This is a genomic window from Pseudomonas sp. AO-1, assembly GCF_019775695.1.
In the GTDB taxonomy this organism is placed as follows: Bacteria; Pseudomonadota; Gammaproteobacteria; order Pseudomonadales; family Pseudomonadaceae; genus Aquipseudomonas; species Aquipseudomonas parakoreensis.
In genome coordinates this window covers 4,186,801-4,199,740 of record NZ_CP079947.1, presented here as the reverse complement: position 1 = coordinate 4,199,740, position 12,940 = coordinate 4,186,801, and the positions used below count along the sequence as shown (strand labels likewise).

Annotated in this window: 11 protein-coding genes; 2 read left to right on the top strand and 9 right to left on the bottom strand. The window is 60.3% G+C overall.

The genetic code is table 11. The features are described from left to right. The first annotated feature begins 49 nt into the window (after nt 1-49). Nucleotides 50-709, top strand: a complete 660-nt coding sequence (locus KVQ82_RS19205) for a LexA family transcriptional regulator (protein WP_086794635.1) — start codon at nt 50-52, stop codon at nt 707-709. A 39-nt stretch (nt 710-748) separates the two neighbouring features. Here KVQ82_RS19205 and KVQ82_RS19200 read toward each other — a convergent pair whose 3' ends face one another. Genes KVQ82_RS19200 through KVQ82_RS19185 form a run of 4 tightly spaced genes read right to left on the bottom strand, consistent with a single transcriptional unit; the run spans nt 749 to nt 6,310 of the window. Next, nucleotides 749-2,698 carry an acetyl/propionyl/methylcrotonyl-CoA carboxylase subunit alpha gene (locus tag KVQ82_RS19200; RefSeq protein WP_222015226.1) on the bottom strand — a complete coding sequence of 650 codons (1,950 nt, stop codon included), beginning with the start codon at nt 2,696-2,698 and terminating at the stop codon, nt 749-751. Next, entirely contained in the window at nt 2,698-3,513 is an 816-nt protein-coding gene (locus KVQ82_RS19195; protein WP_222015224.1) for a gamma-carboxygeranoyl-CoA hydratase, read from the bottom strand. The genes KVQ82_RS19200 and KVQ82_RS19195 overlap by 1 nt, the downstream gene beginning before the upstream one ends. A gap of 13 nt (nt 3,514-3,526) precedes the next feature. Further along, nucleotides 3,527-5,134 (bottom strand): carboxyl transferase domain-containing protein, encoded by a 1,608-nt coding sequence (locus tag KVQ82_RS19190; RefSeq protein ID WP_041068786.1) that lies wholly within the window; start codon nt 5,132-5,134, stop codon nt 3,527-3,529. 12 nt (nt 5,135-5,146) lie between these two features. Further along, nucleotides 5,147-6,310 (bottom strand): isovaleryl-CoA dehydrogenase, encoded by a 1,164-nt coding sequence (locus KVQ82_RS19185; RefSeq protein ID WP_041068789.1) that lies wholly within the window; start codon nt 6,308-6,310, stop codon nt 5,147-5,149. Nucleotides 6,311-6,666: 356 nt separating this feature from the next. On the opposite strand from KVQ82_RS19185, the gene KVQ82_RS19180 reads away from it, so the two are divergent. Next, complete coding sequence (locus KVQ82_RS19180; RefSeq protein WP_222015222.1) at nt 6,667-8,364, top strand: AMP-binding protein; 1,698 nt, start codon at nt 6,667-6,669, stop codon at nt 8,362-8,364. 665 nt (nt 8,365-9,029) lie between these two features. Here KVQ82_RS19180 and KVQ82_RS19175 read toward each other — a convergent pair. From KVQ82_RS19175 to KVQ82_RS19160, 5 genes are all read right to left on the bottom strand, one after another. Continuing rightward, the gene (locus KVQ82_RS19175) at nt 9,030-9,929 is read right to left on the bottom strand and encodes a hydroxymethylglutaryl-CoA lyase (protein WP_222015220.1); all 900 of its coding nucleotides are present in this window, start codon (nt 9,927-9,929) and stop codon (nt 9,030-9,032) included. Between the two features lie 146 nt (nt 9,930-10,075). Continuing rightward, complete coding sequence (locus KVQ82_RS19170; RefSeq protein WP_041075047.1) at nt 10,076-10,474, bottom strand: MerR family DNA-binding transcriptional regulator; 399 nt, start codon at nt 10,472-10,474, stop codon at nt 10,076-10,078. A 142-nt stretch (nt 10,475-10,616) separates the two neighbouring features. Continuing rightward, nucleotides 10,617-11,453 (bottom strand): IS3 family transposase, encoded by an 837-nt coding sequence (locus KVQ82_RS19165; protein WP_260687688.1) that lies wholly within the window; start codon nt 11,451-11,453, stop codon nt 10,617-10,619. Next, complete coding sequence (locus KVQ82_RS31645) at nt 11,450-11,752, bottom strand: transposase (RefSeq protein WP_232967021.1); 303 nt, start codon at nt 11,750-11,752, stop codon at nt 11,450-11,452. Before KVQ82_RS31645 ends, KVQ82_RS19165 begins: the two co-directional genes overlap by 4 nt. A gap of 149 nt (nt 11,753-11,901) precedes the next feature. Beyond that, nucleotides 11,902-12,831 (bottom strand): LysR family transcriptional regulator, encoded by a 930-nt coding sequence (locus KVQ82_RS19160; RefSeq protein WP_222015217.1) that lies wholly within the window; start codon nt 12,829-12,831, stop codon nt 11,902-11,904. Nucleotides 12,832-12,940: the final 109 nt, after the last annotated feature.

Sequence of the window (12,940 nt, the reverse complement as noted above, 5' to 3'; positions counted from 1 at the left end):
TACAATATGTGTTTTGCCGGCCGAAGGCGGGGCAAGTAAGGTGCCGCACATGGATAAATGGATTGAGTTGGTCAAGGCCAAGATGAGTGAACTCAAAATCACTCAAACAGAGCTCGGAGAGCGCGTCGGCATGTCCCAGGGCGGCATCGGCCATTGGCTGAACAAACGCCGCGAACCGGGCATCACCCAAATGAACCGCGTGTTGCAGGCGCTGGGCATGGACTTCCTCGAAGTGGTGCTGGTGATCCGTGAACCGCAGGAAGCGGCGGATGACGAAATGCCATTGGCACAGAAGTACAACCCGTACTTCCGCTACCCGGTCAGTGACTGGTCCACCTCGTGCGAAATCCGCGAGAGTGCAGCCACAACCTATGCTCCGACGCAAGACAAGCAGCGCTTCGAACTGACGGATTACCACGCCCGTGGTGCGGCGTTCTGGCTGACGGTGGCGGGGGATTCCATGACCGCACCGACCGGCCAGAGCATTGCCGAGGGCATGCTGATTCTGGTTGACCCGGAGGTGGAAGCGCTGCCAGGCAAACTGGTGATCGCCCAGTGGCAAGGCTGCGATGAAGCGATCTTTCGCAAGCTGGACGAAGAGGGCGGCCAGCGTTATCTGGTACCGCTCAATCCGACCTGGCCCAAAGCCTTGTTCACCGATGAGTGTCGAATCATCGGTGTAGTGGTTCAGGCCACAGCGCGTTTCTAGTCAGATCGATCCTCGCTCGGCGCAGGATCGATCCTCTGGCTACACGGCTTCCAGTTCAACCAAAGCGCTGCCTTCGCTGACCATTTCGCCTTCCTGGCAATACAGCGCTTTGATCACTCCCGCATGTGGCGCGCGAATGCTGTGCTCCATCTTCATCGCCTCCAGCACCACCAGTTGCGCGCCGGCCTCGACCGATTGCCCGGCCTCCACCAACACCCGCACGATGCTGCCGTTCATGGGCGCAGTCAGACCGCCCTGATGGCTGTGGCTGGCGTCGACGGCGCTGATCGGGTCGTAGGTCTGAATGCGCCGCAACTCGCCGTCCCATTGCAGGTACAGCGAATCGTCCTGGCGAATTGCCCGCAGGACACGGCGTACGCCATCGTGCTCGACCACCAGTGCTTCACCGGACAGTGTGGCGTTGCCTGAGCTATTCAGCGTCAGCGCCCGGTCCTGGCCCTCGCAGCTCAAATGCAAAGTGACTTCTGCCGGCAGGCCCGCACGCAAACCTCGGTTCAAGGCCCACGGCGACCCCGGATCATCTTCCCGAACAGCGCTCGGCAAACCCTGTGCAAAAGCCTGTGCTGCGGTCCGCCAGAATTCATCGCTCAGCACATCCGGCGCCGGCAGCAGCGTTTCCTGATAACGCGGAATAAACCCGGTATCCAATTCCGCAGCGGCAAACGCCGGATGCGCAATGATCCGCCGCAGAAAGTTGATGTTGGTCTTCAAACCGCCAATCGCGAATTCATCGAGCATGCTCAACAGCCGCAGCCGCGCCTGCTCGCGATCCTCGCCCCAGGCGATCAGCTTGCCGAGCATCGGGTCGTAGAACGGCGAAATTTCATCGCCTTGCTCAACACCGCTATCCACCCGACGCCCTGGTCCCGCAGCCGATTCACGATACAAATCCAGGCGGCCGGTGGCGGGCAGGAAATCATTCGACGGGTCTTCGGCATACAGGCGCACTTCAATCGCATGGCCATTGAGCGGCACCTGATCCTGGGTGATCGGCAACGCTTCGCCGCGCGCCACACGAATCTGCCACGCCACCAGATCGAGTCCGGTGATCGCTTCGGTGACCGGGTGTTCGACCTGCAAGCGCGTGTTCATCTCCATGAAGAAGAATTCGCCGCGCGCATCCAACAGGAACTCCACGGTCCCCGCGCCGACGTAACCAATCGCCTGCGCCGAACGCACCGCCGCTTCGCCCATGGCGCGACGCAGCTCCGGGGTCAGGCCCGGGGCCGGGGCTTCTTCGACGACTTTCTGGTGCCGGCGCTGAATCGAACAATCACGCTCGTTGAGGTACAGGCAGTTGCCATGCTGATCGGCGAACACCTGAATTTCCACATGGCGTGGTTTGAGCAGGTATTTCTCCACCAGCATCCGCGAATCGCCGAACGACGACTGCGCCTCACGCTGCGCCGAGGCCAGGGCTTCGGCCAATTGGCTGACGTCCTCGACCACTTTCATGCCTTTGCCACCGCCACCGGCCGTGGCCTTGAGCAGCACCGGATAGCCAATACGTGCGCAGGCATCGCGGAAGGTATCGAGATCCTGCGCCTCGCCGTGATAGCCCGGAACCAGCGGCACGCCGGCGGTTTCCATCAACGCCTTGGCCGCCGATTTGCTGCCCATCGCGTCGATGGCCGAGGCGGGTGGGCCAAGGAAGATCAGCCCGGCCTGTTCAATGGCACGGGCGAAACCAGCGTTCTCCGACAGAAAGCCATAACCCGGATGAATCGCCTGCGCGCCGCTGGCTTTGGCTGCTGCGATCAGTTTGTCGATTTGCAAATAGCTGTCAGCGGCTTTGCTGCCACCGAGATCAACGCGGACATCCGCTTCCCGGCTGTGCCGCGCTTCGCGGTCGATGGCGCTGTGCACGGCGACGGTGGTCAGGCCCAGCGCCTTGGCGGTACGCATGACCCGGCAAGCGATTTCGCCACGGTTGGCCACCAGCAGGGTGGTGAGAACAGGTGCGCTCATCAACGCGGCTCCTTGGGGGTGGTTGCAGCTTGCCAGCTTGGCGGGCGTTTTTGCAGAAAGGCGCGCAAGCCTTCCTGGCCTTCAGGGCTGACGCGGATCCGGGCGATGGCGTTTTCGGTGTAGCGGCGCAGCGCCGGGGTCAGTGCGCCGTTGCCGACTTCGCGCAGCAGATCCTTGCTGGCGCGCATTGCGGCGGGACTGTTGAGCAGCAGATTGTCGATCCATTGTTCGACGGCTTGATCAAGCTCGGCGACCGGGTAGCTCTCGGACAACAAACCGATTTCCCGCGCACGCTGCCCGCCGAAACGTTCAGCCGTCAGGGCGTAGCGACGCGCAGCCCGTTCGCCGATGGCCTGCACCACGAACGGACTGATCACCGCAGGTGCCAGGCCGATGCGCACTTCCGACAGACAGAACTGCGCGTCATCGCTGCCAATCGCCATGTCGCAGCAACTGATCAGACCCAGCGCGCCGCCGAACGCCGCCCCTTGCACCACGGCCACGGTCGGGACTTTCAGCTTGGCGAGGTTGTACATCAGCTCCGCCAGTTCCCGGGCGTCGTCGAGGTTGGTGTGGTAATCGAGCTCGGCCGATTGCTGCATCCACGCCAGATCGGCGCCGGCGCTGAAGTGCCTGCCACGCCCGCGCACCAGCAGGAAACGCAGGCTGGCATCGCTGGCCACCTTGTCCAGCGCCAGAATCAGTTCGCGGATCATTTCGGCGTTGAACGCGTTGTTCTTTTCTTCGCGGCTCAGCCACAGGGTCGCGAAACCCCGTGGATCGCTCTGCAATTCGAGGGTGTTGAAGTCGCTCATAGGGTTCTCCCGATCACATCCGGAACACGCCGAAGCGGCTCGGTTCGATAGGCGCGTTCAGCGACGCGGACAAGGCCAGAGCCAGCACGTCACGAGTCTGCGCCGGGTCGATGACGCCGTCGTCCCACAGTCGTGCGCTGGAATAGTAAGGGTGACCCTGCTCTTCGTATTGGTCGAGGATCGGTTGCTTGATCTCGGCTTCCTGCGCGGCGCTGAAGGCCTGCCCGCTGCGTTCGGCCTGCTCGCGCTTGACCTGCACCAGCACGCCCGCTGCCTGCTCGGCGCCCATTACGCCGATGCGCGCATTCGGCCACATCCACAGGAAACGCGGGTCGTAAGCGCGCCCGCACATGCCGTAGTTACCGGCGCCGAAGCTGCCGCCGATGATCACGGTGAATTTCGGCACCTTGGCACAGGCCACCGCCGTCACCAGCTTCGCGCCGTGCTTGGCGATGCCGCCGGCCTCGTATTTCTGCCCGACCATGAAGCCGGTGATGTTCTGCAGGAACAGCAGCGGAATGCCGCGCTGGCAGGCCAGTTCGATGAAGTGCGCGCCTTTTTGCGCGGCTTCGGCAAAGAGGATGCCGTTGTTGGCGAGGATCGCGATCGGGTAGCCGTGCAGGTGCGCAAAACCGCAGACCAGCGTGGTGCCGAACAGCGCCTTGAATTCATCGAACACCGAGCCGTCGACCAGCCGCGCAATCACTTCGCGCACGTCGAACGGCTGTTTGGCGTCGGCGGAAACCACACCGTACAACTCATCGCTGGCGTACAGCGGCGCAATCGGCGTGCGTTGTTGCACTTCACCGAGCTTGCGCCAGTTGAGGTTGGCAACGCTGCGGCGGGCGAGGGCGAGGGCGTGTTCGTCGCTCTCGGCGTAATGGTCGGCGACCCCGGAAATCTTGCAGTGCACATCGGCACCGCCGAGGTCTTCAGCGCTGACCACTTCTCCGGTCGCGGCTTTCACCAGCGGCGGGCCGGCGAGGAAGATGGTTGCCTGGTTGCGCACCATGATCGCTTCGTCCGCCATCGCCGGCACATAGGCGCCGCCAGCGGTGCACGAGCCCATGACCACGGCGATCTGCGGAATGCCCATCGCGCTCATGTTGGCCTGGTTGAAGAAGATCCGGCCGAAGTGTTCGCGATCCGGGAACACCTCGTCCTGACGCGGCAGGTTGGCGCCGCCCGAGTCCACCAGATAGATGCACGGCAAGCGGTTCTGCTGGGCGATGGTCTGCGCGCGCAGGTGTTTTTTCACGGTCAGCGGGTAGTACGAGCCACCTTTCACCGTCGCGTCGTTGGCGACGATCATGCACTCGACGCCTTCGACCCGGCCGATCCCGGCAATCACGCCGGCGGCGGGAACGTCTTCGCCATACACCGCGTGTGCGGCGAGCTGGCTGATTTCCAGAAACGGCGAGCCCGGGTCCAGCAGGCGATTGATCCGCTCACGTGGCAGCAATTTACCGCGCGAGGTGTGCCTTTCCTGGGCTTTCGCGCCGCCACCTTGCGCCACGTGGGCGAGCAGGGTGTGCAGGGCGTCGACCTGTTCGAGCATTGCCGCGCTGTTGGCGGCGAACTCCGCTGAACGGGGGTTGAGCTGGGTATGCAGGATAGCCATGGACAGCTCCGTTTAGCGGGTTTCGTTGAACAGTTCGCGGCCGATCAGCATGCGCCGGATCTCGCTGGTGCCGGCGCCGATTTCGTAGAGCTTGGCGTCACGCAGCAGGCGGCCGGCCGGGAATTCGTTGATGTAGCCGTTACCGCCGAGAATCTGGATCGCGTCGAGGGCCATTTGCGTCGCGCGTTCGGCGGTGTAGAGGATCACCCCGGCGGCGTCCTTGCGCGTGGTTTCGCCGCGCTCGCAGGCCTGGGCCACTGCATACAGGTAGGCGCGGCTGGCGTTGAGCTGGGTGTACATGTCGGCGACTTTGCCCTGGATCAGCTGGAACTCGCCGATGCTCTGGCCGAACTGCTTGCGGTCATGGATGTACGGCACGATCAGGTCCATGCACGACTGCATGATCCCGGTCGGGCCGCCGGACAGCACGACGCGCTCGTAATCGAGACCACTCATCAGCACTTTCACGCCACCGTTGAGCACGCCGAGGATGTTTTCTTCCGGCACTTCGACGTCATCGAAAAACAGCTCGCAAGTGTTGGAGCCGCGCATGCCGAGCTTGTCGAACTTGTTGCTGCGGCTGAAGCCTTTCCAGTCGCGTTCGACGATGAATGCAGTGATACCGTGCGGCCCTTTTTCCAGGTCGGTCTTGGCGTAGATCACGTAGGTGTTAGCGTCAGGGCCGTTGGTGATCCAGGTCTTGCTGCCGTTGAGGACGAAACGGTCGCCGCGCTTGTCGGCGCGCAATTTCATCGAAACCACGTCGGAACCGGCGTTCGGCTCGCTCATGGCGAGGGCGCCGACATGTTCGCCGCTGATCAACTTGGGCAGGTATTTGCTTTTTTGTTCGTGGTTGCCGTTGCGGTTGATCTGGTTGACGCAAAGGTTGGAATGCGCGCCGTAGGACAGCGCCACCGAGGCCGAACCGCGGCTGATTTCTTCCATCGCCACCACGTGCGCCAGGTAACCCAGACCCGCACCGCCGTACTCTTCCGGCACGGTGATGCCCAGCAGGCCCATGTCGCCGAACTTGCGCCACATATCGGCCGGAAACAGGTTGTCGTGGTCGATCTGCGCGGCGCGTGGGGCGATCTGATCGGCGACGAAGGACTGAACCTGATCGCGCAGCATGTCGATGGTTTCACCGAGGGCGAAATTCAGGGATGGGTAGCTCATGGGTCACCTTTTGGCTTTTTTGTAGGGTGGGGAGGGCAGTCGAACGGCTCTCACCTTTACGTTAACGTAAGCCTGCGCTGGTTGGCTGTCAATCACCCTTTACGTTAACGTCAACATAGGCGAGAGTAGGACCAGTTCAGGATTGAAGCGGAGTGCTTTTGGTGGGGGCGGGCTTGTGTGGCGAGGGGATTCATCCCCGATGGTTGGCGAAGCCGACCCAAAACCTGTGAATGCGGTTCAGCAGGAAAAACTGAGGTGCGCTTCGCACACCATCGGGGATGAATCCCCTCACCACAAGGCCACCCGCAAAAAAGTGAGCTCCGGTAAACCCACTAATAAAGACAATAGGGGTCATCATGGATCAACCCAGTGCAAACCCGCAGCGCAGCTACACCCGTGGTTCCCAGAGCAAAGCCTTGCTGGCGATGACCATCGGGCAGAAGTTCGACGAGACCGTCGCGCAGTACCCGGACGGCGAGGCGCTGGTGGTGCGCCACCAGCAGCTGCGTTACACCTGGCAGCAACTGGCCGACGCGGTGAACGTGCATGCCAGAGCGCTGCTGGCGTTGGGTTTGCAGGCCGGTGACCGGCTCGGCATCTGGGCGCCGAACTGCGCGCAGTGGTGCATCACACAGTTCGCCACCGCGAAGCTCGGCGTAATCCTGGTCAACATCAACCCGGCCTACCGCAGCTCCGAACTCGAATACGTACTCAAGCAATCCGGTTGTCATTGGCTGGTCTGTGCGGGAGCGTTCAAGAGCTCCAACTATCACGGCATGTTGCAAGGCTTGCTGCCGGAACTGGCCGAACAATCCATCGGCGAACTGCGCAGCGAGCGCCTGCCGGAATTGCGCGGGGTGATCAGCCTCGACGCACAGCCGCCTTCGGGTTTTCTCCCGTGGTCGCAACTGGCCGATCTGGCCGCCAGTGTCTCTGCCGAACAATTGCGTGAACGCAGCGACAGCCTGCACTTCGACCAACCCGTCAACATCCAGTACACCTCCGGCACCACCGGTTTCCCCAAGGGCGCGACCCTCAGTCACTACAACATCCTCAACAACGGTTACATGGTCGGCGAAAGCATCGGCCTGACCCCGAGCGACCGCCTGGTGATCCCCGTGCCGCTGTATCACTGCTTCGGCATGGTCATGGGCAACCTCGGCTGCATCACCCACGCCAGCACCATGATTTATCCCAACGACGCGTTCGACCCGTTACTGACTCTGCTAACCGTCGCCGAAGAACAAGCCACCGGCCTCTATGGCGTGCCAACCATGTTCATCGCCATGCTCGATCAGCCGCAGCGGGCCGAGTTCGATCTGTCGAGCCTGCGCACCGGGATCATGGCCGGTGCCACCTGTCCGATCGAGGTAATGCGCCGGGTCATCAGCGAGATGCACATGAGCGAAGTGCAGATTGCCTACGGCATGACCGAGACCAGTCCGGTGTCGCTGCAGACCGGACCCAACGATGAACTTGAACTGCGCGTGACCACCGTCGGCCGCACCCAGCCGCAACTCGAAAGCAAAATCATCGACGAGGCCGGTAACCTGGTTCCGCGCGGCACCATCGGCGAACTCTGCACCCGTGGTTACAGCGTGATGCTCGGTTACTGGAGCAACCCGCAAGCCACCGCCGAAGCCATCGATGAGGCGGGCTGGATGCACACCGGCGACCTGGCGAGCATGAACGATGAGGGTTACGTGAATATCGTGGGGCGTAACAAGGACATGATTATTCGCGGGGGCGAGAACATTTACCCGCGTGAGCTGGAAGAGTTTTTCTTCACTCACCCGGCGGTGGCGGACGTACAGGTGATCGGCATTCCGTGCTCGCGTTACGGTGAGGAGATCGTCGCCTGGATCAAATTCCACCCCGGCCACACTGCCTCCGAACTGGAACTGCAAACCTGGTGCAAGGAACGCATCGCCCACTTCAAGACGCCGCGTCATTTCAAGTTCGTCGAGGAGTTTCCAATGACGGTGACGGGCAAGATTCAGAAATTCCGGATGCGCGAGATCAGTATCGAGGAGTTAAAAACAATCGAACGGTAGCTACCACCCCTGTGGGAGCTGGCTTGCCAGCGATTGCGGTAGATCATTCAACATTGATGCTGGCTGACCTGACGCTATCGCTGGCAAGCCAGCTCCCACAGGGATGTTAGGGAATTCGGGAATTGCGGAAAGCACAAAGGGGAGCCGAAGCTCCCCTTTAATTTTGTCGTCGCGTGCTCTTTTTTATTATTGAGGGGCGGTCTGTTGTTGTTTTTGGCAACCGTGGCCCTTTACCGCTGTTTTTGGCGACCCCCATCCGGGGTCAAGAGCAAACGTATTTTTTTGAGCGCTGATCTGCTTTCTCGTCTAGCGATCCAACCGATTCGGGAGCTACCTGAAGGTAGTTTTATTGTTCTCTGCCCGGTTGCGGGTCACTCCTGAGAGCACCCTGAAAAGCACACCTTCTCCAAAAAAATCTGTTAGCTGCGTCTCTGCCGTGTTGTTTTTGTTATGTCAGAGTCGGTACGTCTTATTTTTATTGGTTTGCTGCTTTTTATTCTTGTTATGCCATAGAGATAGCAGAAGCCGTGCCAACTTTTTAAAACGCTTGTAAATCAATGGCTTGAGATTTTTGAAGGATTTTTCCTTCAGGGTAAACCAGACAATTTGTTTCCGTGTTACTCGACTGTGCCCACGTTTCGGACACCGCGGTAACACCTTCGCCCTCACTGTGCGCTACGGGCCTTGGCCACACGCGAACCGCTCGGGCGACCGAGCACCGTACTGATCTGCTGACCCGCGGCGATCAAGGCGTCGAGGTCGATACCGGTCTTGATACCCAGGCCGTTGAGCAGGTACACCACGTCTTCGGTGGCGACGTTACCGCTCGCGCCTTTGGCGTACGGGCAGCCGCCGAGGCCGGCGATTGAGCTGTCGAACACCGCAATGCCTTCCAGCAGACTGGCATAGATGTTGGCCATCGCCTGGCCGTAGGTGTCGTGGAAGTGCCCGGCGAGTTTGTCCCGTGGGACTTGCGCCGACACCACTTCGAACAGCCGCCGCGTGGCGCCGGCAGTACCGGTGCCAATGGTGTCGCCGAGGGACACTTCGTAGCAGCCCATCGCGTACAGTTCGCGCGCAACCATCGCCACTTGTTCCGGCGCGACCTCGCCTTCATAAGGGCAACCCAGCACGCAGGACACGTAACCGCGCACGGTAACGCCGTGCTGTTTCGCGGCTTCCATGATCGGTGCGAAGCGCGCCAGGCTTTCGCTGATCGAGCAATTGATGTTGCGCTGCGAGAACGCTTCGGACGCAGCGGCGAACACCGCGACTTCTTTCACACCGGCAGCCAATGCGTCTTCAAAGCCGCGCAGGTTCGGCGCCAGTGCGCCGTAGGTCACGCCGGGTTTGCGCTGGATCTGCGCGAACACCTCGGCGGATCCGGCCATTTGCGGCACCCACTTGGGCGAAACGAAACTGCCGACTTCGATGTAGCCAAGACCGGCAGCGCTCAACGCGTCGACCAGTTGCACCTTGTCAGCCACGCTGATCGGTTGGGCTTCGTTCTGCAGACCATCGCGCGGGCCGACTTCGATCAGGCGTACTTGGGAGGGGAGGGACATGGGATTGACCTGTAGTTATCTAAAGACTGCGGATGCCCCCTTGTGGGAGCGAGCTTGCTCGCGAAAGCGGTGGATCAGTCGACGAAAGATTTGAGTCGGACCGTATTCGCGAGCGAGCTCGCTCCCACAGGGGATAGGTTTTTCCGTTAAATAGCCTGCTGACCCTTGAGCGTCTGTTCCAACGCCTGCACGCAGCGTTCTTCCGCAGTGTCGAGCTCCAGCTTCATCTGTTCGATGTCGAGCAGCTGCTGCTCGAGCTGTTCGCGGCGTTCGCTGATTTTCGCCAGCATGCTGTTGAGCTGTTTGGTGTTACCGCTGGACGGGTCGTAAAGTTCGATCAACTCGCGGCATTCGGCGAGCGAGAAACCAATGCGCTTGCCGCGCAGGATCAGCTTCAGGCTGACCTTGTCGCGGGGTGAATAGATGCGTTCCTGGCCACGGCGCTCAGGGCTGAGCAGGCCTTGCTCTTCATAAAAGCGGATCGCCCGGGTGGTGATGTCCAGCTCGCGGGCGAGGTCGGAAATGCTGTAGGTCTGGCTGCTCATGAAAGCGCTCGAAAAAAGGTCTTGGCGCTAAGCTAATGGCGAGTTGACGTTTACGTCAAGCAGGAAGGATCGTTGCTGTCAGTGCCGGCCTCTTCGCGAGCAAGCTGAACTGGTCAAGTAATCTTGGACACTGATTAAGGTTTCACGCCGCCAACTTCTCCCTGGCGACTGGTGACCGATAGTCGTTGTAGCTATGTGGCCTGGTGATGTTGTAGCGCGATACATAGCGCTGCACATCCGCTCGGGCCTCATGCTCCGATTCGTAGCCTGCTTCTGGCACCCACTCTGATTTCAAACTTCCAAAGAAACGCTCCATCGCAGCGTTGTCCCAGCATTCGCCTTTACGGCTCATGCTCTGCCGGAGTCCATGTTCCAGCAGTTCATTTCTGAATTTATGGCTGGTGTACTGGCAACCTTGGTCGGAGTGAAACAGTACGTCTTTTGGGCGACCGCGTAGTTCAATCGCCATCCGCAGGGCTTCGCAGGTCAGCGTGGCATCGGAGATCATCGAAAATGACCAGCCCACAATCCGGCGAGCGAACAAGTCCAGAACCGCCGCGAAATACAGCCAGCGCTTGCCGACTTTGATGTACGTCACGTCCCCACACCACACCTGATTGACCGCCGTAACATCAAACTTGCGTTTGAGCACATGCGGTGCCACCAACGCTTCCACGCCAGGTGACTTGTACTTATGGCGCCGGCGTTGACGGCTGACAATGCCTGCTTCTCGCATCAAGCTGCGAGCCATGAACCGCCCGACATCATGCCCGCCTGCTTGCAGCTGTTTAGCCAAGGTACGAGCGCCCGCGGACTCTCTCGACGCCTTGTGATGCTTGACCAGCATGGCCTTGAGCTTCTCTCGCCTAGGGCTCACTTTGCCTTGGCGCTGACGCCATGCGTAAAAGCTACTGCGGTTTATTCCGAACACACGACAGCAATCGTTAACGCCATACTGCTCGCCCAGCTCACAGATCAACGAGAGTGATCTTTGGCGTCCAAAAGCAGGAGAGCACTGGCTTTTTTTAGGATTTCGATATCCCGGTCTCTTTGCCTGAGTAAGGCTTTAAGTTCCTGAATCTCTCTCTGATCTGCAGTAATCGCCTTGGCTCCCACCGGAGTCGAGCCCAAGCGCTCCTTACGAACCTGATCGACCCAGCGGCGCAAGGCCGTAGGGCCCATGTCCAAACTGGCACAGACCTCGGGAACCGACTGCCCCTCGTCCAGCACCATGCTGGCAGCCTTGAGTTTGAACTCACTTGAATAAGATTTACGCATATCCAAACACCTCAGATTTGGGCGCCATCATAGCGCCCGATTGAGGTGTCCAAAATCATTAGGCCAGTTCAAACTCGCTCCCACAAGGTTTCGGTGACCTCCTGTGGGAGCTAGCTTGCTCGCGAAGAACGAAGACGCGGTAGCCAGCCTTACACCTTATCGAGCTTCTTCTCCTGCGCCGCCACCTGCTGGCACAACTCGATGATCTGCTCGCGCATCCAACGGTTGGCTGGGTCCTGGTCGGTGCTTTCATGCCAGTAAAGGTGAGTCTCCACCGGCGGCACGTCGTTGACTGGAAGGTTGAACGCCTGCAAGTCGTTGCGCCGGGCAAAACGCTCGGGCACGGTCATGACCATATCGGTCTGCTGCATGACCTGCGACGCCATCAAGTAATGCTGCGAGCGCAGGGCGATCTTGCGCTGAATGCCCATTTTCCCCAGGGACAGATCGACATAGCCCAGACCGCTGCGGCGGCTGGAGATGTGGATATGTGTCAGCGACAGGTAATCGTCGAGGCTGAGTTTTTCCTTGCCCGCCAGCGGATGACCCTTGCGCATTGCACAGACGTAACGGTCTTCCATCAGCTTGACGTGACGCACTTGCGGATCGGTGTTGAGCGGCGCATCCACGGCGAAATCCAGACGCCCGGCCGCCAGTTCCTTGGTGGTTTCACGGCGTTTGGACAGGAAACTCTCGATGATCACCGTCGGCGCCAGACGCCGCAAGCGCTGGAACAGTGGCGGCAGAATCACCGCCTCCGTCAGGTCGGTCATGCTGATGCGGTAAGTCTTCACCGCCTGCGCCGGGTTGAAAATCCGGCTCTCTTGGACCGACACCCGCAGTAGCGACAGCGCGTTGCGCACCGGGCCGATGATGTTCTGCGCCATCGGCGTCGGCACCATGCCCTGAGCGGTGCGCACGAACAGCGGATCGTTGAAGGTCTCGCGCAACCGCGCCAGCGCGTTGGACACCGCCGGCTGGGTAATCCCGACAATCTGCCCGGCGCGGGTCAGGTTGGCTTCGGTGTAGATCGCGTCGAAGACGATGAAAAGGTTGAGGTCGACCTTACTCAGATTCATTACGCGGCTTCTCTTGTTCTAGGGGCTGACGATCAGCGGATCATATATCGGTGATGAATGTTTATACACGCCGAGAATAGGCTAGGTAAATTATCAGCGCTGTTCTAGC

Coding starts and splice junctions, on each gene's coding strand:
- KVQ82_RS19205 (WP_086794635.1), top strand. CDS start 50: ATGGATAAATGGATTGAGTTGGTCAAGGCCAAGATGAGTGAACTCAAA.
- KVQ82_RS19200 (WP_222015226.1), bottom strand. CDS start 2,698: ATGAGCGCACCTGTTCTCACCACCCTGCTGGTGGCCAACCGTGGCGAA.
- KVQ82_RS19195 (WP_222015224.1), bottom strand. CDS start 3,513: ATGAGCGACTTCAACACCCTCGAATTGCAGAGCGATCCACGGGGTTTC.
- KVQ82_RS19190 (WP_041068786.1), bottom strand. CDS start 5,134: ATGGCTATCCTGCATACCCAGCTCAACCCCCGTTCAGCGGAGTTCGCC.
- KVQ82_RS19185 (WP_041068789.1), bottom strand. CDS start 6,310: ATGAGCTACCCATCCCTGAATTTCGCCCTCGGTGAAACCATCGACATG.
- KVQ82_RS19180 (WP_222015222.1), top strand. CDS start 6,667: ATGGATCAACCCAGTGCAAACCCGCAGCGCAGCTACACCCGTGGTTCC.
- KVQ82_RS19175 (WP_222015220.1), bottom strand. CDS start 9,929: ATGTCCCTCCCCTCCCAAGTACGCCTGATCGAAGTCGGCCCGCGCGAT.
- KVQ82_RS19170 (WP_041075047.1), bottom strand. CDS start 10,474: ATGAGCAGCCAGACCTACAGCATTTCCGACCTCGCCCGCGAGCTGGAC.
- KVQ82_RS31645 (WP_232967021.1), bottom strand. CDS start 11,752: ATGCGTAAATCTTATTCAAGTGAGTTCAAACTCAAGGCTGCCAGCATG.
- KVQ82_RS19160 (WP_222015217.1), bottom strand. CDS start 12,831: ATGAATCTGAGTAAGGTCGACCTCAACCTTTTCATCGTCTTCGACGCG.